At 71.2% G+C, this 19,473-nt stretch carries 21 protein-coding genes; 5 read left to right on the top strand and 16 right to left on the bottom strand.

Annotated elements, in window-relative coordinates:
* Positions 1–57: 57 nt before the first annotated feature.
* Together ACFWBD_RS35510 and ACFWBD_RS35505 are read right to left on the bottom strand one after the other, a co-directional pair.
* Complete coding sequence (locus ACFWBD_RS35510) at positions 58–690, bottom strand: hypothetical protein (protein ID WP_385676283.1); 633 nt, start codon at positions 688–690, stop codon at positions 58–60.
* An 86-nt stretch (positions 691–776) separates the two neighbouring features.
* Positions 777–1,205: a helix-turn-helix domain-containing protein gene (locus tag ACFWBD_RS35505; protein ID WP_385676280.1), complete on the bottom strand. Its 429-nt coding sequence runs from the start codon at positions 1,203–1,205 to the stop codon at positions 777–779.
* A 174-nt stretch (positions 1,206–1,379) separates the two neighbouring features.
* Here ACFWBD_RS35505 and ACFWBD_RS35500 point away from each other — a divergent pair, with 174 nt between their 5' ends.
* Positions 1,380–2,120 carry a patatin-like phospholipase family protein gene (locus tag ACFWBD_RS35500; RefSeq protein WP_385676278.1) on the top strand — a complete coding sequence of 247 codons (741 nt, stop codon included), beginning with the start codon at positions 1,380–1,382 and terminating at the stop codon, positions 2,118–2,120.
* Positions 2,121–2,176: 56 nt separating this feature from the next.
* Here ACFWBD_RS35500 and ACFWBD_RS35495 read toward each other — a convergent pair whose 3' ends face one another.
* Positions 2,177–4,594 (bottom strand): HelD family protein, encoded by a 2,418-nt coding sequence (locus ACFWBD_RS35495; RefSeq protein WP_385676275.1) that lies wholly within the window; start codon positions 4,592–4,594, stop codon positions 2,177–2,179.
* A 49-nt stretch (positions 4,595–4,643) separates the two neighbouring features.
* Entirely contained in the window at positions 4,644–5,288 is a 645-nt protein-coding gene (locus ACFWBD_RS35490) for a TetR/AcrR family transcriptional regulator (protein ID WP_385676273.1), read from the bottom strand.
* A 110-nt stretch (positions 5,289–5,398) separates the two neighbouring features.
* On the opposite strand from ACFWBD_RS35490, the gene ACFWBD_RS35485 reads away from it, so the two are divergent.
* The gene (locus ACFWBD_RS35485) at positions 5,399–6,424 is read left to right on the top strand and encodes a zinc-binding dehydrogenase (RefSeq protein WP_385676270.1); all 1,026 of its coding nucleotides are present in this window, start codon (positions 5,399–5,401) and stop codon (positions 6,422–6,424) included.
* Positions 6,425–6,604: 180 nt separating this feature from the next.
* On the opposite strand, the gene ACFWBD_RS35480 is transcribed toward ACFWBD_RS35485, so the two are convergent.
* From ACFWBD_RS35480 to ACFWBD_RS35465, 4 genes are all read right to left on the bottom strand, one after another.
* Positions 6,605–8,809: an aminoglycoside phosphotransferase family protein gene (locus ACFWBD_RS35480; protein WP_385676267.1), complete on the bottom strand. Its 2,205-nt coding sequence runs from the start codon at positions 8,807–8,809 to the stop codon at positions 6,605–6,607.
* Positions 8,810–9,038: 229 nt separating this feature from the next.
* Positions 9,039–9,299 (bottom strand): hypothetical protein, encoded by a 261-nt coding sequence (locus tag ACFWBD_RS35475; protein WP_385676264.1) that lies wholly within the window; start codon positions 9,297–9,299, stop codon positions 9,039–9,041.
* A 136-nt stretch (positions 9,300–9,435) separates the two neighbouring features.
* Positions 9,436–10,248, bottom strand: coding sequence for an HAD family hydrolase (locus ACFWBD_RS35470; protein WP_385676261.1), 813 nt, complete (start codon positions 10,246–10,248; stop codon positions 9,436–9,438).
* Positions 10,197–11,075 (bottom strand): FadR/GntR family transcriptional regulator, encoded by an 879-nt coding sequence (locus ACFWBD_RS35465; protein ID WP_385676258.1) that lies wholly within the window; start codon positions 11,073–11,075, stop codon positions 10,197–10,199. The genes ACFWBD_RS35470 and ACFWBD_RS35465 overlap by 52 nt, the downstream gene beginning before the upstream one ends.
* A gap of 153 nt (positions 11,076–11,228) precedes the next feature.
* Between ACFWBD_RS35465 and ACFWBD_RS35460 the strand changes: the two genes are divergently transcribed.
* Entirely contained in the window at positions 11,229–11,423 is a 195-nt protein-coding gene (locus tag ACFWBD_RS35460) for a hypothetical protein (protein ID WP_020130348.1), read from the top strand.
* On the opposite strand, the gene ACFWBD_RS35455 is transcribed toward ACFWBD_RS35460, so the two are convergent.
* The 3 genes from ACFWBD_RS35455 to ACFWBD_RS35445 all read right to left on the bottom strand — a co-directional run bounded on the left by ACFWBD_RS35455 (position 11,413) and on the right by ACFWBD_RS35445 (position 14,651).
* The gene (locus ACFWBD_RS35455) at positions 11,413–12,279 is read right to left on the bottom strand and encodes a winged helix-turn-helix domain-containing protein (protein ID WP_385676256.1); all 867 of its coding nucleotides are present in this window, start codon (positions 12,277–12,279) and stop codon (positions 11,413–11,415) included. The genes ACFWBD_RS35460 and ACFWBD_RS35455 overlap by 11 nt on opposite strands.
* Positions 12,280–12,683: 404 nt before the next feature.
* Positions 12,684–13,949 (bottom strand): GNAT family N-acetyltransferase, encoded by a 1,266-nt coding sequence (locus tag ACFWBD_RS35450; protein ID WP_385676253.1) that lies wholly within the window; start codon positions 13,947–13,949, stop codon positions 12,684–12,686.
* Positions 13,950–14,084: 135 nt separating this feature from the next.
* The gene (locus tag ACFWBD_RS35445) at positions 14,085–14,651 is read right to left on the bottom strand and encodes an aerial mycelium formation protein (RefSeq protein WP_385676250.1); all 567 of its coding nucleotides are present in this window, start codon (positions 14,649–14,651) and stop codon (positions 14,085–14,087) included.
* 159 nt (positions 14,652–14,810) lie between these two features.
* On the opposite strand from ACFWBD_RS35445, the gene dtd reads away from it, so the two are divergent.
* A complete protein-coding gene (gene dtd / locus ACFWBD_RS35440; protein ID WP_385676247.1) occupies positions 14,811–15,236 on the top strand; it encodes a D-aminoacyl-tRNA deacylase in 426 nt (141 codons plus the stop codon).
* A 50-nt stretch (positions 15,237–15,286) separates the two neighbouring features.
* Here dtd and ACFWBD_RS35435 read toward each other — a convergent pair whose 3' ends face one another.
* The 5 genes from ACFWBD_RS35435 to ACFWBD_RS35415 all read right to left on the bottom strand — a co-directional run bounded on the left by ACFWBD_RS35435 (position 15,287) and on the right by ACFWBD_RS35415 (position 18,782).
* A complete protein-coding gene (locus ACFWBD_RS35435) occupies positions 15,287–16,252 on the bottom strand; it encodes a YgfZ/GcvT domain-containing protein (RefSeq protein WP_385676243.1) in 966 nt (321 codons plus the stop codon).
* A 10-nt stretch (positions 16,253–16,262) separates the two neighbouring features.
* Positions 16,263–16,709, bottom strand: coding sequence for a Fur family transcriptional regulator (locus ACFWBD_RS35430; protein WP_020130354.1), 447 nt, complete (start codon positions 16,707–16,709; stop codon positions 16,263–16,265).
* A gap of 137 nt (positions 16,710–16,846) precedes the next feature.
* Complete coding sequence (locus tag ACFWBD_RS35425) at positions 16,847–17,422, bottom strand: FABP family protein (protein ID WP_385676240.1); 576 nt, start codon at positions 17,420–17,422, stop codon at positions 16,847–16,849.
* A gap of 231 nt (positions 17,423–17,653) precedes the next feature.
* A complete protein-coding gene (locus ACFWBD_RS35420) occupies positions 17,654–18,403 on the bottom strand; it encodes a hypothetical protein (protein ID WP_385676237.1) in 750 nt (249 codons plus the stop codon).
* A gap of 178 nt (positions 18,404–18,581) precedes the next feature.
* Positions 18,582–18,782: a hypothetical protein gene (locus tag ACFWBD_RS35415; RefSeq protein WP_385676234.1), complete on the bottom strand. Its 201-nt coding sequence runs from the start codon at positions 18,780–18,782 to the stop codon at positions 18,582–18,584.
* A 227-nt stretch (positions 18,783–19,009) separates the two neighbouring features.
* Between ACFWBD_RS35415 and ACFWBD_RS35410 the strand changes: the two genes are divergently transcribed.
* Positions 19,010–19,372, top strand: coding sequence for a DsrE family protein (locus tag ACFWBD_RS35410; protein WP_351766744.1), 363 nt, complete (start codon positions 19,010–19,012; stop codon positions 19,370–19,372).
* Positions 19,373–19,473 lie beyond the last annotated feature (101 nt).

Raw genomic sequence — 19,473 nt, 5'->3', positions numbered from 1 at the left:
AGTGCCCGGCCCGTGACCGTATGTCCCTGTCCGCCGTGTCCGTACCGGCCGTGGGTCTCACTTGGCCGGCGGCGTGGTCTTCTTCGCGACGGGCTTGCGGACCGGAGCCTTCTTGGCGGCGGCGGGCTTCGGCACGTCCTTGACCACGACCGGCTGGACCACGGGCGCGGGCTTGGGCTCCGACTTGGGCTCGACCGCGATGGCGAGCTCCTCGATCTCCTCGGCGGCCTCGCCGCGCCAGGTCTTCACGGCCTGCTCGCCGTGCTCGGCGACCTTCTCGTACGTCTCACGGGCCTTGACGGCGTACTCGGCGGCGACGCCGACCCCGCGCAGCGCGAAGTCCTGGGCGGACTCGCCGAACTTCTTCAGGTCGGCGTCGAGGGTGCTGCCGATCTTCTTGATGTCCCCGTCGAGGCCGCTGATGAAGTCGGTGACCTTGGTCTGGAGGGTCTCCTGCGCCTCCTTGGCCTTGGCGGTCGCCTCCTTGGCGCGGGCGCCGGCCTTCTCCTGCACGGCCTTGGGGTCGGTGTTGCGGACGGCCTCGAAACGAGCCGGGGCCTCGGTGCGCAGCTGCTCCACCAGACCCGGCACCTTCTTCGCCTGCTGGAGGGCCAGATCGGCGGTGCCCGCGGCGAAGTAGAACGGAGTCGGGTCGCTGAAGGTCTTGCGCAGGTCGTCGGTGATGGCCATGGTGAAGATCCTCCCGGATTCACTTACGTCGTATTCGGCTGAGGGTCGTGCAGGTCCGCAGCGGTGCGGCCGGTCCCCTGGTCCGGTCAACCGGCCGTCTGCTGCGGGTCGGCGTCGCTCTCGTTCTTCCGTGGGCCCGCCGTACCGTCGCCGTCCGCGAATCCGTTCTCCTTGCGGAAGGACTCGTAGATCTGCAGCAGCACCTGCTTCTGCTGCCCGGTCAGCGAGGGGTCGGCGAGGACGACCGCGCGGGTCGCGCCGTCCCGGTACTCCTCCCCGTCCCGTTCCGCGTCGAGGATGCCGGCCCGCACGTACAGCGTCTCGGCGGAGATCCGCAGCGCCTTGGCGACCTGCTGGAGCACCTCCGCGCTCGGCTTGCGCAGCCCGCGCTCGATCTGGCTCAGATACGGATTGGACACCCCGGCGGCTTCGGCGAGTTGCCGGAGCGACAGCTGCGCGTTGCGCCGCTGCTCGCGCAGGTACTCACCGAGATTGCCGACGTTGAGCGATGCCATGGCTCCACTGTGCACCAGCTCTGCTAACTATTGCAAGCACCTGCTTGCAATAGTGTGTCGCGCCACTCCACACTGAGCGCCCCACCCGAACACGTCACCCGAACGCCCCACCTGAGCACGTCACCTGAGCACTCCCACCCGGACAACATCCCCACCCGAAAGGGGAGCGCGCACGTGCCCTCGCCGAAGTCACCCGCCGTCGGTCTGGTCCTGTCCAGCGGGGCGGCCCTCGGCGCCGCGCACGCCGGTGTCCTGCGAGCCGTCGAGGAGGCCGGGATCGAGGTGTCCGTGGTGACCGGGTCCAGCGCGGGGGCGCTGATCGGCGGCGCCTGGGCGGCCGGGACCGGCAGCGAGCGGATCACCGGGCGGCTGCTGCGCGCGCAGTGGGCGGACTTCGGGTCCGCCGCGATCGCCCCGCGCCTCGGGCTCCTGGACACCACCCCCATGGCCCGCAACATCGAGGAGATGCTCGGCGATCTGCTGATCGAGGACCTGCCGACCCGGTTCGGCGCGGTGGTCACCGAGTTGCGGTCCACGACACCCCGGCTGGTCGACTCCGGCTCGCTGACGGCGGCCGTACGCGCCAGCAGCGCCGTACCCGGGCTGTTCCCGCCGGTCCGGCTGGAGGTGGGCGGCGCGCTCTGCGTCGACGGCGCCGTGCTGTCGCCGTCCCCGGTGTGGGCCGCGCACCGGCTCGGCGCCGAGCGGGTCATCGCCGTGGGCTTCGGTCGCGGCAACACCCGCTGGCGCCGCTGGTTCGAGTCCCGCCCCGACCACCCGGCGAACGGCCGCCACGCCGACCTGGCCGTCACCATCGACACGGCCGGCCACTCCTCCTGGTCGGCCGCCGGCGTCCCGGACCTGATCGACCGGGGGTACCGGGCGACGCGGGAGGCCCTGGAGGACTGGACCTGAGGTCACCGGGCGGCCGTTCGCCCTCCCCCCGCCGCGCCACCGACCTGCCTACTTCCTCACACCTCCCAGGGCAACTCCCGTTCGTGCACCACCTCCAGGCGCGAGACCGCGCGGGTCAGCACCACGTAGAGCCGGTTCAGGCCGCGTTGCTCCGACTGCGCGATGACCGCCGGTTCGACGGCGACGACGTGGTCGTACTCGAGGCCCTTGACGAGGGTCGCCGGGACCACCGTCACCCGGGCGGCCGGGTCGTCCGGTCCGGAGGTCGGGATGCCGGCCCCGGTCAGGGCCTCGCGGACGCCGTCGATCTGGGGGTCCGCGGCGATGACGCCGATCGAGCCCTCCCGGGGGAGCGCGTCGCGTACGGCGGCGACGACCGCGGAGCGCAGGTCGCCGTCGGCTCGCCGGACGCGCAGTTCGCCGTCCCGGCGCAGGGAGTCGGCGCGCGGCACATCGGCGTCGAGGAGGTCGAGCAGGCGGCCCGCGAGGGTGAGGACGGCGGCCGGGACGCGGAAGCCCGTGGTCAGCGGGACGATCGTCGCGTCCGGCTTGCCCAGGTGGGTCAGCTGCGCCCGCCAGGAGTCCGCCGCCCAGGGGGTGGTGCCCTGCGCCAGGTCGCCGAGGACCGTGAGCGAGCCGAAGCGGACCCGGCGGGCGACCGCCCGGCACTCCATCGGTGAGAGGTCCTGGGCCTCGTCGACGACGACATGGCCGTACCCCTGGGGATGGTCGAGGAGGCCGGCCATCTCGTCGAGGAGGACGAGGTCGGCGGACGACCAGCGCGCCGACCTCGGTGAGCGGGGCGGCCGCGGCCAGTGCAGGGCCCGCTGTTCCTCGGGGTCCAGGAAGCCGTCCGCGGCCCGTGCCAACTCCTTCGCGTCCATGAGGAGTCGGGCCAGGAGCTCCTCCGGGCGCGCCTTCGGCCACAGTGCCTCCACGCACGCGCTCACCGGCCGGGCCCGTTCGATGCGGCGCGTCCAGGAGGCCGGGCGCGGGCCGCTCCGGCGTTCCGCCTGCTCCTGGATCCGGCGCACGATCCGGCTGCGCACCCGCTCGCGCCCGATCTCGTACGGCGGCTCCTCGGCGAGCACCCCGGTGACGATGTCCGTGAGCCGCTCGCCCGCGATCCGCCAGCGGTAGGAGCCGTCGGGGACGGAGAGGTCCTCGGCGCGGTCGGCCGTCACCCGTCCGTACACCGCCCGGCGCAGCACCTCGGCCATCCGGGCGTCGTGCTTGACGGCGGCGGTCCGGTCGGGGTCCGCCCCCGTCGCCGGCCCGCGGGCGATCTCGTCGTGCAGGGTCGACTGCCGTACGCCGGTCTCGCCGAGGGAGGGGAGCACCTCGGCGATGTAGGAGAGGAAGGTGCGGTTGGGGCCGAGGATCAGCAGTCCGCCGCGCTGGATGCGCCGCGGGTGGGTGTAGAGGAGGTAGGCGGCCCGGTGCAGGCCCACGGCGGTCTTGCCGGTGCCGGGAGCGCCCTGTACGCACACGGACTCGGCGAGCTCCCCGCGGACGAGTTCGTCCTGCTCGGGCTGGATGGTCGCGGCGATGTCCCGCATCGGTCCGACGCGGGGCCGTTCGATCTCACGGGCGACGATCCCGCCCGGCCACCCTGCCCTGCTTGATGCCTCTGGCCCGCCGAGCCTGTCTGCCCCACCTGCCCTGCCGAGCCCGTCTGACCCCTCTGGCCCGCCGAGCCCGTCTGACCCCTCTGGCCTGCCCGATCCGCTTGGCCCACCTGGCCCACCTGGCCCCTCTGGCCCGCCTGGCCCCTCTGGCCTGCCCGATCCGCTTGGCCCACCTGGCCCACCTGGCCCGCCGAGACCGTCCGACCCCTCTGGCCCGCCTGATCCGCCTGATCCGTTTGGCCCGCCTGACCTGCCAGGCCCGCCTGACCTGCCTGCCCCGCCTGTCCCCTCTGGCCCATGAAGCCCGGCTCGTTGCACGCCGTCGGCGTGTTCGCCCGTGTCGAGGTGCTCGTCCTCCAGGCCCGTGAGGTCGGCGGAGTCGCCCCGGCTGCCGGGGGCCCAGCCGAACCGGCGCCGTACGGCCACGCCCTGGGGGTCGCGGGCGCTCGCCTGGTAGAAGGCGCGGGAGACGGGGGCACGCCAGTCGACGACGAGGGGCGGGGCGGCCGGGTGCTCGCTGACGCGGAGCCGGCCGATGTGATGGGCGAGGCCCTCGTGCTCGCCGCCCGTCCCGTGCGCGAAGTCCAGCCGGCCGAAGAACAGGGGGCCCTCGGGCAGTTCGTGCAGGGCTTTGGCGTGGCTGCGCAGCCGGAACCCGAGAACCTCGGCGTCGGCGCCGGAGGCGGAGACGTCCTCGCCGGTGACGACCTGGAGGTCCGCGCCCTCGACCATCGCGGCGAGGGCGGCGCGGCAGACGTCGTGGTGGGCGCGTTCGTCGTGCAACGCGGTGCCGAGATCCGGCGGGCCCTTCGGGTCGCCCTCGCGGACCGGCTCGGTTGTCGTCATACGACGAGGGTAACGAATAACGTAACCGAGTCACATATTTTACCCAGTATCAGTCGAGTGCCGGCCGGCCGAGCTGCGGCAGACCCGCCCCCAGTACCGCGAACGCCCGCTCCACCGCCGCCTCCGCGTCCCCCCGTACGTCCTCCACCCGTTCCCCCGCCGCGATCCGCCGCCAGTTCTCCTCGGCGAGGATCCGCCGGACGGCGATGATCTGGCCGGCGGCCAGCCGGGCGTCGAGGGCGTCGGGCAGCTCGTTCACCAAGGCGTCGGCGAGGGCGCCCTCCGAGCGTTCCAGGTAGCCGTGGAGGCGGGCGACCAGAGCGGGTGTGCCATAGAGCAGGGCGTAGAAGGCGCGCACGTGCGGGTGGTCGTTCAGGCCGGTGACGGGGTCGGCGGCGGCCAGTCCGGCGAGGAAGTGCCGGCGCAGCGCGGGCAGCGGCGCGACCCCCTCGGCCCGCGCCGCCGTGACGACCCGGGCCGCTTCCCGCTCATGGTCGGCGATCCGGTGCAGGACCAGATCCTCCTTGGCCGGGAAGTACCGGAAGAGGGTCGGCTTGGAGATCTCGGCCGCCGCGGCGACCTCGGCCACGGACACCGCGTCGAAACCGCGCTCGATGAAGAGCCGGACGGCGATGTCCGACACGGCCTCGTACATCCGCTGCCTCTTGCGCTCACGCAGCCCGGTCTCGCTCATGGACCGAGCCTACGGGGCCGGTCGTCACCCGACGCCGCTTGACCTCAACCGGGGTTGAGGTCGAAGACTCCATGCACGCGCATCCAACGGCACCGCAGTGGAGGTATGTCATGCGAGCAGCACAGGTGAAGGCGTTCGGCGGACCGGAGGTCCTGGCCACGGTGGAGCTGCCGGACCCGGTCCCGGGCCCCGGCGAGCTCCTGATCGAGGTCGCCCACGCCGACACGATCTTCGTGGAGACCCAGATCCGCGCCGGCCGGGCCCGCGCCTGGTTCTCCGTCGAGCCGCCCTACGTTCCCGGTGGCGGTGTCGCCGGGACGGTCAGCGCGGTCGGCGCGGGCGTGGACGCCGGGTGGGTGGGCCGCCGGGTGACCTCCTTCGTGGACGGCAGCTACGCCGAGCGCGTGACGGTCCCGGCCACCGCGCCGACCCCCGTCCCGGATGGCGTGGACCTGCGCACGGCCGCGGCACTCGTCCACGACGGGGTGACGGCCGCCGGTCTGCTGGAGCACACCGCCGTGGCCGCCGGTGACCGCGTTCTGATCCTCGGTGCCTCTGGCGGCATGGGCACCCTGCTGATCCAGCTGGCCCGCGCCCGGGGCGCCCGGGTGGTGGCCGCGGCACGGGGAGCGCGGAAGGCGGCACTGGTGCGGGGGCTGGGGGCGGACGCGGTGGTGGACGTGTCGGAGCGGGACTGGGTGGAGCGGGCGCGGGAGGCCCTGGGGCGGCCGGCGCCCACCCGCGCCGACGGGACCGTCACCGAGACCGCCGACGCGGCCGCCGCCGAGCCGGCCGCCGATGTCGTACTGGACGGCGTCGGCGGTGAACTCGGCCTCGCGGCCTTCCCGTTGACCGCCGACGGTGGGCGTTTCTCCGCGCACGGGGCGTCCACGGGCGGCTTCGCGGCGGTGGACGCGGCGGAGGCGGAACGCCGGGGCGTCACCCTGTTCGGGATCGGGGACGTGCAGTTCGGCGAGGCCGAGGTGCACCGCCTGTCCTCGCAGGTTCTGGCGGAGGCGGCCGCGGGGCGGCTGCGGCCGGTGATCGGCGCTCAGTTCCCGCTGACGGAGGCCGCCGCGGCACACGCGGCGATCGAGGGACGGGAACTGGTCGGGAAGGTGGTGCTCGGGATGTGAACCGACGGGGAGGTCAGCCCCTCCCCCGGCTCAACCCCGACCCCGGCTCAACCCCGACCCCGGGTCAACCCCGACCCCGACTCAGCCCCACCCCGGCTCAACCCCGACCCCGACTCAGCCCCACCCCGGCTCAACCCCGACCCCGACTCAGCCCCACCCCGGCTCAACCCCGACCCCGGGTCAGACCCCACCCCGGGTGAGGGCCAGTTCGAGATAGGGATTGGTGGTGCGTGAGGCCGGGAGGCCGAGGGAGGCGGTGGCCGCGGCCAGCGTCTCGGCGTAGGAGTCCACGGCCCGGCGGACGTTGGGGGCGTCCAGGCCCGTCCTGGTCACCAGCCGGTCCAGATCGACGTAGGCCGACCGGATGATCTCGATCCAGCGGTACACCGGCCAGTCCAGGCGCCAGTTCCTGCTGTACTCCGGGGGCATGATCCGCTCCCACCGGCGGAACATGCGGTCCCTGATCTCCGGCCGGGTCGGTGTCAGGTGCATGTGCCGGACCAGGTCGTAGAGCGGATCGCCGACCATGGCCATCTCCCAGTCGATGACGGTCAGCAGGTACCGGCCGCCGCGCACCAGGTTCCACGGGTTCAGGTCGCCGTGCAGGAGGGCAGGCGCCCGGTGGGTCAGCGTGTGGCGGGACAGGATCTCCCCCAGCCGCTCGTGGTGGGGCAGCCCGAGCATCCGGGCCAGCTGCGTCGACTCCTTCGGCAGCGTCCGCACCAGCTTCACGAGCTGGTCCCGCAGCCACACGTAGAAGCCGTCGCTGCCGGGGACCGGGTCGACCAGGCTGTGGTCGACCTTCGTCAGCGCGCACAGCTGGTCGACGAGCGCGTCCGCCTCGCGCGGGCGCAGACCGTTCACCGGGTGCTCGGGGAGTCCGCCACGGCGCGGGCCGACGTAGGTGTGGATGGCGAAGGGGTCCTTCGTACAGCTCTCGCCCAGGGCCAGGATGCGCGGGGCCTCCACCTTCACGCCCGACTTCTCGATCGCCCGGAGCACGGCGTGCTCGCTGAGGATGCTGGGCTCCCTGCGCTGGACGTTGGAGAGCAGCCGGCGTACGACCACGGGTTCGGTGTGGCCGCTCACCCGGACCACCGTGTTGAGGTGCGCGGTCCCCTTGAAGACGTTCCCCGCGGGGGCCGCGCCCTCGGCCAGCAGCGCCTCCCTGACCGCGCTCGCCGGGAATTTCGGGTGCGGGGGAAGCCGCCGGTCCGCCGTCCAGGAGATGGCGGGTCCGATCCGGTCCCGCCCGCTGATGTCGCCCCTGTTGCGCGAGGCCAGCCAGCGATAGAGCGCCTTCTCGATCTCCGCCGGCTCCGGCACGTCACGCAGTCTCAGCGGCCCGAGCGCCGCCACCAGGGCCCTGCGCACCTCCGCCGTCGCCTCGTCCAGGCTCTTCTGGGTGAACGACTCCTCCAGCGACCGCGCGGCGCGCATCACGTCCGGGTAGACGGACTGTGCCCGCTCGAAGGAGAGGTAGTGGGCCAGGTCCCTGACCAGGCCGTTGGTGGCGGCGGGCCGGAATGCCAGCATGGCCTGCGCCCAGGCGTCGACCACCTCGGCCCACTGGTGGGCCGGATACTGCATGCGCACCAGGTGTGTGGCCAGGTCGTGCAGCGGGTCGCCGTAGGTGGCGAGTTCCCAGTCGACGCAGACGAGGGGCGGATCGCCGTCGCAGGACACGATCAGGTTGTCCCGGTGCAGATCCGCGTGCAGCAGGCTGTACGGCCGCCGCGCCATGGCGGGTACCCGCTCGGCCAGCCGGGTCAGCGCGTCGTCGGGGATGCCGAGGGTGTTGAACAGCCCCCCGAACTCCTCCCAGTTCTCCTGGCGGATCTGCTGGTCGGCGAGATGCGCCAGCGTCCTCAGGAAGCCCTGGCTGTCGGTGCGCTCGGCGGGCCAGGAGCCCGGCAGCGGGGGCAGCGCCGACGGCCGCACCCGGGTCATCAGTGCCAGCAGCTTGGCCAGCTCCCCGATCAGCAGGGAGTCGACAGGTTTACCGTTTCCGCAGACCCTGGAGAGCGGCACGCCCTCCACGAAGCTGTGGATCGCGAAGTCCGTTCCCGGCACCAGGCATTCGGGCGCGTGCGGCAGCACGCCCTGCATGGCCTTGAGGACGAGGGCCTCGTCCTGCCAGGTCCTGATCACGACCCGCAGCGCGTCGCGGCGCGGGATCCGCACGGTCACCGAGGTGCCTGCCTCCCGGCCCAGCAGGCGCGCCACGGGCTCGGTCAGGGGGAGCACGTAGTTGCGGTTGTGATGGCCGCTGGACTCCTCCCCCGTCTTCTGCGCGGTCCTGGCGAAGGCCCGGCAGACGGCGTCGTGCTGGTCGGCAGTGGCTCGCTCCCCGGGACGGCACTGGGGAACTAGGGGGTCGCGCACTGGCCACTCCGGTAGTCGCGCTGAGATGGGTCGGGCACACGGTAAGCAGACGGTAGAGCGTCCGCACGGCCGGTGCGTGGACGAGTGAGCACAATGGGTGGTCTGTCATTCGGCTACGTCAGGCCGTTCGAGACCGGCTAGTCCGCCGTGTCGGCGTGTTCGCCGTGTCGGCGTGTTCGCCGTCTCATACGTACGAACGGGAGCGGTTGCTCGCGCGGTGCGGCGCATGCTAGCGCAAGCACCTCGACTCTTCGGCGAACCGGCTGACCGACGAACCGGCCGTGCGGCGGACTCGCTGTTCGGCGAGATGTTCCCGGACCGAGTCGAACCACCACTGCCGGCTGTCGGCGAAGACCGAGCCCGGCGAGTCGGGGTCGGCGTCCCTGATCTGACTGGTGAGCCTGGCGCCCAGACCGAAAACGTCAAGCGCCTCGATCTCCTCCCTGGCCCGCGGACAGGGCACGGGCAGGTCCTCGGCCGGGAGGATCATGCGCAGGACGATGCGTTCGGGGGCGCTCGCCGCAGGCGAAGCCGCTCCGCCTGCACCCCGCCGCACGGCGCCCCGGGAAACCCCGAACTCCGCGGCCGGGTCCCGCTGAGACGGCAGGAAGGACCGCCAGGTCGTCTCAGACTTGTCTGACGGCCGTCAGCACCGTCTCCAGAGAGTTCACCACTGTCGTGGCGCCGGCGCCCCTGAGCAGCTTCTCCTTGCGCTCGTTACGCGCGTAGCCCAGGAAGGGCACGCCGGCCTCGCTGGCGGCCAGGAAGTCGGAGGGGGTGTCGCCGATCATCAGGGCGGTGGCGGGCGCCGACCCCATGGCGCGCAGGGCACGGTTCAGACAGTGCGGGTGGGGCTTGAGGTGGCTCAGTTCCTGGGTGCGGCCGTAGATGTGCGGCGCGAAGCAGGCGGTGAGCCCACGGCTCTCCAGGTAAGCGGTGGCCACCCGCGGGGAGTTGTTCGTGGTGATGGCCAGCCGCAGCTTCAGTGCGACCAGCGTGCGGATCAGGGGGTCGGCCCATGCCGTGGGCATCGCCGTGGCCGTGGCCTTCAGTTCCTCCTGGGTGAGGCGTTCCTCCAGCTCCGTGACCAGGTCGCTGCCCGGGTGCCGGCGGTCCACCGCGCGCAGCACCACGTGCGGGTCCGGCGACTCCCGCTCGGACTCCGTCAGCAGGCCGTGCAGACCCCGCCCTTCGAGCCACTCCACGAGACCGTCGGCCACCCCTTCCGCCGAGTGTCCGGCGAAGAGCCGGCAGATCGGCCCGTCGAAGTCCCAGAGGACGACCCTCGCGCGGGTGATCAACTCCCGCGGATCCTCGGTCCCGTTCTCCGTGTCGTCGTTCCCGGTGTCGGCTGCCACCTGTTCGGTCTGCGTCGTCTCAGAGGTCACTAGGAGAGTGTCAGGTCCGTCGTGATGGTTTCCCAGAGGGCGTCGAACCACTTCTGGGATTCCTCCACGAACGCGGCGTCGCGCTGACCGGCGGCCTTCTCGAAGGAGAAGAGGAGGGACTCGGTGCCCCGCACGTCGTACATGTCGAGGGTCCCGCTGTCGGTGGTCTCCTCCGTGCGGGCGACCATGTAGTACGCGATCAGCGCCTCCTGCCCGTTGAGGAGGTACAGCTTCACCGGCGGGGTGAACGGCAGCGCGCGGAAGGTGATGGTGACATCGACGCCGTGCGAGCGCAGCGCGCGCAGGTTGTAACTCAGCACCTGGCCCTGCGCGTTGCGCATCGACAGCCAGCGATGGTGGACCGGGTCCTCGTCGTCGCCGCGGCCCTCGACCGGGACCGGGAAGGCGAGGCTGATGTCCCGCGACGGCAGCAGGATGCGGACGTCGATCTTCTGGGGCCGGATGCTGCCGGCGTGGATCAGCCGCAGGGGCTCCCCCAGGGCCGGGATCAGGCTCTCGGCGGTGAGGCAGGCCGCGTCGATACGCACATGCGGGACTCCGAAGGCCGCGGTCAGCCGCGGGGCCAGGCCCACCATCGTGGGCTGGGGCTCGCCGCGGCCCGGCGCCGGCGGCTCCGCGATCCGCGGGGGGCTGCCCTTGCTCACGTTGGTGAGCAGCCCGTCGTCCTGGAGTGCCCGCAGGGCCTGGCGGACGGCGCCACGCTCCACGCCGAACTCGTCGGCGAGCTCGGCCTGGGTGGGCAACCGGTCACCGGCCCTGAGATCCCCGACGCGGATGCGCTCGCGCAGGACATCGGCGATCTCACGGGGTGAGAGCCTGCTGCCGTTCACTGCCACGTTCTCCTGGGTCACGACCAAACGCTACAACTTACATCCATCTGGCGGGAGTTGTTTGAAAGCTGTTTAGCAGTTGCCACCAAGTGGGGACAACATAGTCATAGTTGGCAACCAACTTGAGTGAGTTGGTGGAAGTTTTGCCACCCACTCCAGTTTCCGAAGGGGGGAACCACCATGCCCGTCCTCGTCCTCCTCTGCGCCGCCTTCGTCGTCGGTGTCGAGCAGACCATCCAGTGGAAGTACGGCACCGCCGGCGCCCTCGGCCTGCTCCTGCTCAGCGTCGGCATCAAGGCCAAGAGCCCGGTCATCAGCTCCGCCGGCGCCGTGATCCTCGCCCTCCTCGCCACCGGGCCCGCCGTCAGCTCGTGAGCACCAGCTCCGAGCTGATCGTCTTCCACAGTGCGTCGAACCACAGGTGGGACTGTTCCACGAACGTCGTGTCACGCGGTCCGGCGCCCTGTTCGAAGGCGAACAGCACCGACCGCGTGCCCTCGGCGTCGTACATCTCCAGGTGCTCGTGGTCGATCGTCTGCTTGCGCCGCTTCACCGTGTAGTAGGCGAACAGCGCCTCCGTCCCGTTGAGGAGATACAGCTTGACGGGCGGGGTGAAGGGCAGTGCGCGGAAGGTGACGTGCACGTCGATGCCGTGCGTGGAGCGCAGGGTGAGCAGGTTGTGCCGCAGCACCTGGCCCTGGGCGTTGCGGTGGGCCAGCCAGCGGCGCTGGAGCCGCCCGGTCTCCGCGATGTCCACCGCCGCCGGAAAGGCGAGCTCGATGTTCCGGGACGGCAACAGGACACGGACGTCGATCTTGGCCGGTTTCAGTCGCCCCGCGTGGATCTGCCGCAGGGGCTCGCCGATCGCGGCCGTAAGCGAGACCGCCGTCAGACACAGGGCGTCGACCTCGACGTGGTCGGCCGCGAAGGCCTCGGTGATCCGCGGCGGAAGCGCCACCATCGCGGGCTGCGGTGTCGCCGCGGGGCCCACCGGGAGGCCGACCGCACCCGGCCGCGCGGCGACCGTCGCCGGGCTTCCCTTGGAGACGTTGGTGAGGAGCTGCTCGGACTGAAGAATGCGCAGCGCCTGCCGTACGGCACCCCGCTCGACACCGAACTCGTCCGCCAGCTTGGCCTGCGTCGGCATGCGCTGACCCGGCCGCAGCACTCCGGTCCTGATCCGGGTGCGCAGCTCGTCGGCCACCTCGCGATGTGACCGCTGCGGCCGCACCGCCCTCCTCCGCCCATTGACGGAGGCATGTTCCGGCTCCACGTCCGCACACTACAACTTCCCGCCATCTTTGGGCAGTTCAAAGAGAGATGGTTATAGGACGCTTCCAAGCGGACATAGTTACAGTGAAGTTGGCAGCCAACTTCAACAACATGGTCAAACTTTCAGACGGTTGGCCGGTCGGGCTCCCTTCCGGAGGGGAGCCGGGAGCCCGAGCAGTCGGCATCGACGTACAGCCACAACTGAACATCGCCCGTACAGCCACAACTTCAGATCGATCGCACAGCCACAACTGAACAGCTACGGATATCGCAGTCAAAGACACACCGGCACGCAGACACACAGAGACACGAGCCGCGCAGCCACACAGCTATGCAGCCACACAGCCACGCAGAGAGGAGCCGTCAGAACATGTCCGGGCACCAAGGCCGCCCGGACGTGCGCAGCAGGGCGTCGGCCCCCCGGGCGGCGCCCGCTCGTTCTTCCCGGAGCCGGCCCAGCGCCGCCAGCCGCCCCACGGACTCGTCGCCCAGCCACAGCGTCGCCAGCTCGGCCACGTCCAGGGTGAGGTCGGCACTGCGGGTGGTCGGCGTACAGGAGGCGCCGTCGGGGGTCGCGTCCAGCAGGAAGCGGCCCCCGGCCAGGCCCGCCCGGTCGACGACCTCGAGGACCAACGCGCCCGACGCGTCGTACGTCCGCGCCTCCAGAGCCCGTACGACGTCCAGGATCCGCACCCACAGCCAGTCCGCCTGCGTGGTGATGGTCGCCGCGCGCGGATCCGGCAGATGGAGCGGGAGCAGGTCGTCCGGTGAGCGCCAGCCCGTCTTCACCCGGGTGATCCAGTCGATGGAACAGAGGTAGTGCCACAGAGCGCGTTCCGCGGCCGGGGTCACCGCGCTCAACCAGTTCACCGTCGCCGTGTTCAGCGGCTGCTTGGCGTCGCTCCACTCGTCGTCCGCCCGGTAGGAGGCCATGCCCTCCACCACACCGTCCGCCGAGCGGTAGACCACGAAGAACGGCTCGACCCACGCACTGCCGTACAGCCACAGCTGCCCGGTGCGCGCCGCCCACCAGTGCTCGTCCCGGTCGATCGCGCCCGGCTGGGCGCGACGCAGCCGCTCATGCAGCTCGGGACCGATCCGGCGGATCTCCTCGCCGTCGGCGAAGTCGATCCGGCCGCCGTCCTGCGGGCCCGACCAGTTCGGGTCGAGGCCGGCGCGCGGTACGTCGATCGACCACTCGGTCATCGTGGTCGCCGGACCGAAGCCGTACCGGCCGTAGATCCGGTACTCGGCGGCTATCAGGGTGGCCACGACGTCCCCGCGGTCCTTCGCCGCCGTCAGGTCGTCGGCCATCAGCCGGGTGAGGATTCCGCGGCGGCGGTGCGTGGGCGCGACGGTGACGTTGGAGATGCCGTCGGCGGGAACGGGGACGCCGCCGACCGCAGTGAGCTCCTGGTCGAACGAGCGGAACGTCGCCACGCACCGGCCCGCGTCGAAGGCGCCGGAGACACGGGAGTCCGCGAACGCGATACGGCGGTCGGCGAGCATCCGGTCGGGGCTGGTGGGCGGGCGCAGAAAGCCCGTGTTCACGGCACTGGTCCAGTCGGGAAGCTCAGCGTCGGTGATCGGGCGGACGTCGAGGGGCTGCTGCATGGCTCGGCGGGTCATGGGATCACCGTAGGCAGGGGCGGGCGGCTGGTGCGGAGATTTTTCCCGCCTCCGCCGCCCCGCCTCCGTCGACCCGGCCCCGGCCCCGGCCCCGGACCCGACCCCGGCCCAGGGCCCGGTGGGACCTCGCCGGAGTCACACCAGCAGGTCCTCCACCTGCGCCTCTCCCTCCCGGTACCGCCGCGTGATCTCCGCACCCGACTCGTCGGCCGTCCGCTGAAGGCTCTGGCGCCGGCTCGACACCTGCTGCTCGTAGCGGACCAGGCAGACCATCCCCTCCTGGAGCTCGGGATCGGTGCGCGCGTCCAGGTCGGACAGTTCGACGTCGGCGAGCATGTCGGTGGCCAGACGCCGGTACTCCTCGCTCTGCGGGGTGCACAGGGTGACGTGGCGGGCCGAGGAACGGTGCCGGGCCGGGGCGTCGGTGAGGATCTCCGACAACCGCTCCACCACGGAGGCCGCACCCGCCGGAGAGCGGCGGGCCAGCTCCGCGCGCAGGATGTCGATACGGCCCTGGAGCAGCCGTCGTACATAGCTGAGGTCGGCTTCGTCGCGCTGGGCGTCCCGGCGCAGGGTGCGCAGTTCGGGCAGGCTCAGCCGGGTCAGGTCGTGCTCGGATGGTCGTGCTGGCAGCACGGGGCTGTCGCTGCGCTGTGTCGGCGGCCGATGTGTCGCAGGCCGCCCGGTACTCGGTGTGCTCATGTCCTTCTACCGTCCCCTCGACCGGCGTGTGGGAAGCATCGTGCCACCCCGATCGGTCGAAGAGTTACCGAGTCCCCCCGAACGGCCCCAGATAGGGGCTTAAGGATCAAAAATGGGCCCCTCGCGGGTCCACGCGAAGCACCCGGCATCATGGTCCGCATGCGAGCGGTGGTGCAGAGGGTGGACGGCGCGAGCGTCGTCGTGGACGGCGAGACGGTCGGGGAGATCAACGGCGAGGGACTGTGCGTCCTGGTCGGGGTCACCCACGAGGACACCGAGGAGAAGGCGGCTCAGCTCGCCCGCAAACTCTGGTCGGTCCGCATGCTGCACGACGAGAGGTCGTGCAGCGACATCGACGCCCCGCTGCTGGTGATCAGCCAGTTCACGCTGTACGGGGACGCGCGCAAGGGACGCCGCCCCACCTGGAACGCGGCCGCCCCCGGCGATGTCGCCGAGCCGCTCGTCGACCAGGTCGTCGCCCGGCTGCGGGAGCTGGGCGCGACGGTGGCGACGGGCCGGTTCGGCGCGCAGATGCGCGTGTCACTGACGAACGACGGCCCGTTCACCGTGCTGATCGACATCTAGGGTCCTGCCGGGACCCGGAGTCCTGCCGGGACCCGAGGTCCTGCCGGGACCTATGGCTCCACGACCACTTCCTGGGCGGCCGCCGTCGTCCCGGCCAGCAGCGGCGCGTCCACCGGCACGTTCCGCTTGACCAGGGCCAGGGCCACCGGGCCGAGCTCGTGATGGCGTACGGACGTGGTGATGAAGCCGATCTTGCGGCCGTCGGGGGCGTCGTCGGCGACGCGGAGTTCGGTCCCGGCGACCGGCAGGTGGACCTCGCTGCCGTCGAGGTGCAGGAAGACGAGGCGGCGGGGCGGCTTGCCGAGGTTCTGCACCCGGGCCACCGTCTCCTGGCCGCGGTAGCAGCCCTTCTGGAGATGCACGGCGGTGCCGATCCAGCCGAGCTCGTGCGGGATGGTGCGGTGATCGGTCTCGAAGCCGAGCCGCGGGCGGTGGTGCTCGACGCGGAGTGCCTCGTGGGCGAGGATGCCGACCGGCGGACCCGCCTGCCCGGCGTAGGCCTCCAGATCGGCGCGGGGAACGAAGAGATCACGGCCGTACGCGGTCTCCCGGACGACGGCACCCGGCGGGACAGGTGCGATGGAACCCGCGGGGAGATGCACGACCGCGAGGTCGGCCGTGCGGTCGGCGACCTCGACCCGGTAGAAGAACTTCATCGACTCCAGGTACGCGATCAGCGCCTCCTGGGTGCCGGGTTCGACGTGCAGCCAGACCGTCAGGCCGTCGTCCACCAGGTAGAGCGCGTGCTCGATGTGGCCGTTCGCGGAGAGGATCAGCGCTTCGGTGGCCTCGCCGACGCGGAGGTCGGTGAGGTGCTGGGTGAGGAGAAGGTGCAGCCAGCTCAGCCGGTCCTCGCCGGAGACGGTGACGACTCCGCGGTGCGAGAGATCGACGAAACCGGTGCCGTCGGCGAGGGCGCGCTGCTCGCGGAACAGGTCGCCGTAGTGGCCGGCGACGCCTTCGTCCACGCCCTCGGCGGGGACGGCGCCGGGCAGGGACAGCAGAGGGCTCTTCATGGACCCCAGCCTACGACTTGGTAATTGAACCCTTGAGCGTGCAGTCCTTGCACCGCCCGAAGATCGCGAAGTGCTTCATGTCCGTGTCGAAGCCGAAGGTCTCGCGCAGCTTGTCCCGGAACTCCGCGGCCACCTGTACATCCGCCTCGATGACGTTGCCGCAGTCCCGGCAGACGAGGTGGATGTGGTGGTGCCGGTCCGCCAGGTGGTACGTCGGCGCCCCGTGCCCCAGGTGCGCGTGGCTGACCAGCTCCAGCTCCTCCAGGAGCTCCAGGGTCCGGTACACGGTGGAAATGTTGACCCCCGACGCCGTCTTCCTCACTTCCACGAGGATGTCGTCGGGGGTCGCGTGCTCCAGGGTGTCCACGGCTTCGAGGACAAGCTGTCGCTGCGGCGTCAGCCGGTAACCGCGCTGCCGCAGGTCGCTCTTCCAGTCAGTGCTTTCAGTGCTCACCACACAGAAGAGTCTAGAACCACGTCAGCTACCCGGGGCCGGCGTCCCAGGTTTGCGGCTCGGGTCGTCGATGGGTTCGACGAAGCCCGGCCTCCTGCCGAGCCATACCCTTCACTCGAACAGGTGACCGAGGGCAGGTATCACTTGAAGAAGGCGATCCCATCGTCCGGCATGTCGTCGGGGAGTGCCTTCGCCCAGCGCTCGACGTCCTCCGGGGTGACGACCTTCTTCAGGTGCGCCGACATGTAGGGGCGCAGCTCGACCTCGGGGGTCTGCTTCTCGCCGACCCACATGAGGTCGCTGTGGACGTAGCCGTACAGCCGCTTGCCGCCGGTGTAGGGGCCGGAGGCGGCCGTGCGGGCCACCGCGTCGGTGACGATGTCGATCTGCGGCTTCTTGTCGGCGAGCTCGCCGTACCAGATCTCGACCACGCCGTCGTCGCGGACCATGGTCACCTCGACCTTGCGGTCGGCGTCGACGCGCCAGAAGCCGGACTCCGACTCGAGCGGCCGGATCTTGTTGCCCTCGCCGTCCAGGACCCAGGTGTGGGAGTGGTACTCCAGGAAGTCGCGGCCGTCGTGGCCGAAGGTGACCTCCTGCCCGAAGTTGCACTTCTCCGAACCGGGGAAGTCGTGCACGCCCGCGCCCGCCCAGCTGCCCAGCAGGAAAGCGAGGGGGACGAGGTCCTTGTGGAGGTCGGACGGAATCTCGATCATGAGTGACAGTTCCTGGACGTGGTCGGTCAGCGCTGGCCCTGGTACAGCTTCTTCACGGTCAGACCGGCGAAGGCGAGGGTGCCGACGCAGACCAGGACCAGCAGGGCTTCGAAGAAGATCTCCACAGGGTGCTCCTCGGATGAGCGTGCTTCGGGGTAGGTACAACAGGGCCGGCCCCCAGCTTACGCGGCCGGGGGCCGGCCCTCCCTGCGAGGTACTCCCTCACAGGGGTCAGCCCAGCAGCTGGCCGACGCCTTCCTGGTCCGCCTCCGTCTCGAACACGGTCAGGAAGTCCTTCGTCGGCAGCCAGCCGTCGGCGCCGTGCAGCGCCTTGTCGTCCGTCGCCCCCTCGGGCGCGGGCAGCAGCAGCGCGCGCAGGTCCGCGTAGTGGGACTGCGCCCAGTTCTTGGTGTCGAACGGGCTCGGGCTGCCGGAGGGCAACGGCGGCCTGGTGATCTCCGGGTACGCCCAGCGGCCGTCCGACTCGGTGGCGAGACCGGGTACGTCCGTGCGCTCCATGCTCGTGATCCCGTACGCCGTCCCGGCACCGAGCGCCGCGAACACCGTGACGACGGCGGTCCAGCGCAGAAGGGCCCGCAGGACGCGTCGGTCCTTAGGAGCGGGGCCCTGCGGGGTGGCTTGGCCCTCCGGGGCGGCCGGATCCTGCGGGGTGGCCGGGCCCTGCGGGGTGGCCGGGCCCTGCGCGGTGGTGGGTGTTTCTGTGGCCGGGAGCTCCTCGGTGGGGTCCGGCCCGGCGGCGACCTGCTCGGCGGCAGCCTCGGAGTGCGTGGCGGCGGCCGTCACGTCGGATGTCGCCTCGGCCGTCGCGTCGGATGTCGCCTGGGCCGTCACGTCGGATGTCGCCTCGGCCGTCGCGTCGGATGTCGCCTGGGCTGTCGCGTCGGATGTCTCGGGGCGCGCCGCGCCGGTCGTCCCGACGGGCGGTTCGGCGGTGGCCGGCGTCTGCTGTTGCTCGGTCATACGGCCTGTCCCGGGTCGTCGATGCGGTCGAGTTGTGCGGTGAAGAACTTGGCGACGAACTTCGCGTCGAGCACACCGGGGGCGTTCGCGCTGACGCTGACCAGCACGTCTCCCACGTAGGCGGTGCAGAGCGCGAAGCCCAGCTCCTCGTCCTTGTCCTTGCCCTCGCCCTTGGGCGTCAGGAAGCACTGGGCGTCCTTGTTGCCCGCGATCTTCGGGCCCTTGCGGAAGACGTCCGTGGCGCGAGGAAGCCGTTGACGGACGTCGCCGCCTCACGCACGGCGGTGCGGTTCTCCATCCGCGACAGGTTGACGTCGAACGCGATCGCGTCCGTGGTGTTGTAGTCCGACCGGCCGGCGACGTAGCTGCGCATCACCACGCCCTTGATGCGCTCCTTGTCGATCAGCTTCTCCAGCTGCCGGCGGGACTTGCCGGGCAGGTCCTTGATCGACTCCTTGCGCAGGGCGGTGGCCTGCTACCGCTTCGGCCCTTTCAGGACCTTCCACAACACCCCCTCAGAAGCGTGAAGCGCGTGTTCCGTATCGCGCTCACAGGAGACCCGTGGTCAACTCCGTGAGTTGTAGTCGAGTTGATTACGATTCAGGCATGGCGAAGAAGCTTGTGATCAAGGTGACGGCAGGGGCCGATGCGCCCGAGCGGTGCTCTCAGGCGTTCACGGTCGCGGCCGTCGCCGTGGCCAGTGGGGTCGAGGTCTCCCTGTGGCTGACCGGGGAGTCCGCCTGGTTCGCGCTGCCGGGCCGGGCCGCCGAGTTCGAGCTGCCGCACGCGGCCCCGCTGCCCGGGCTGCTCGACTCGATCCTGGCCGGTGGCCGCCTCACCCTGTGCACCCAGTGCGCGGCCCGCCGGGACATCACGGAGAAGGACGTCATCGAGGGCGTACGGATCGCGGGAGCGCAGGTTTTCGTGCAGGAGGCGCTGGCCGACGGCGTTCAGGCGCTCGTCTACTAGGACAGCCCCCTAGGCACTGTCTGACAAAGGATCTTGGGTGGGTTCGCGGAGCCAGAGGATGAGTGCGGCCAGGTGGACTCCGGCCTTGTAGCGGGTGGCGA

Origin of the sequence: Streptomyces sp. NPDC060002, from assembly GCF_042737245.1 — a bacterium.
In the GTDB taxonomy this organism is placed as follows: domain Bacteria; phylum Actinomycetota; class Actinomycetes; order Streptomycetales; family Streptomycetaceae; genus Streptomyces.
The sequence above is the reverse complement of the archived record's forward strand: the minus strand, read 5'-3'. Positions and strand labels throughout refer to the sequence as shown.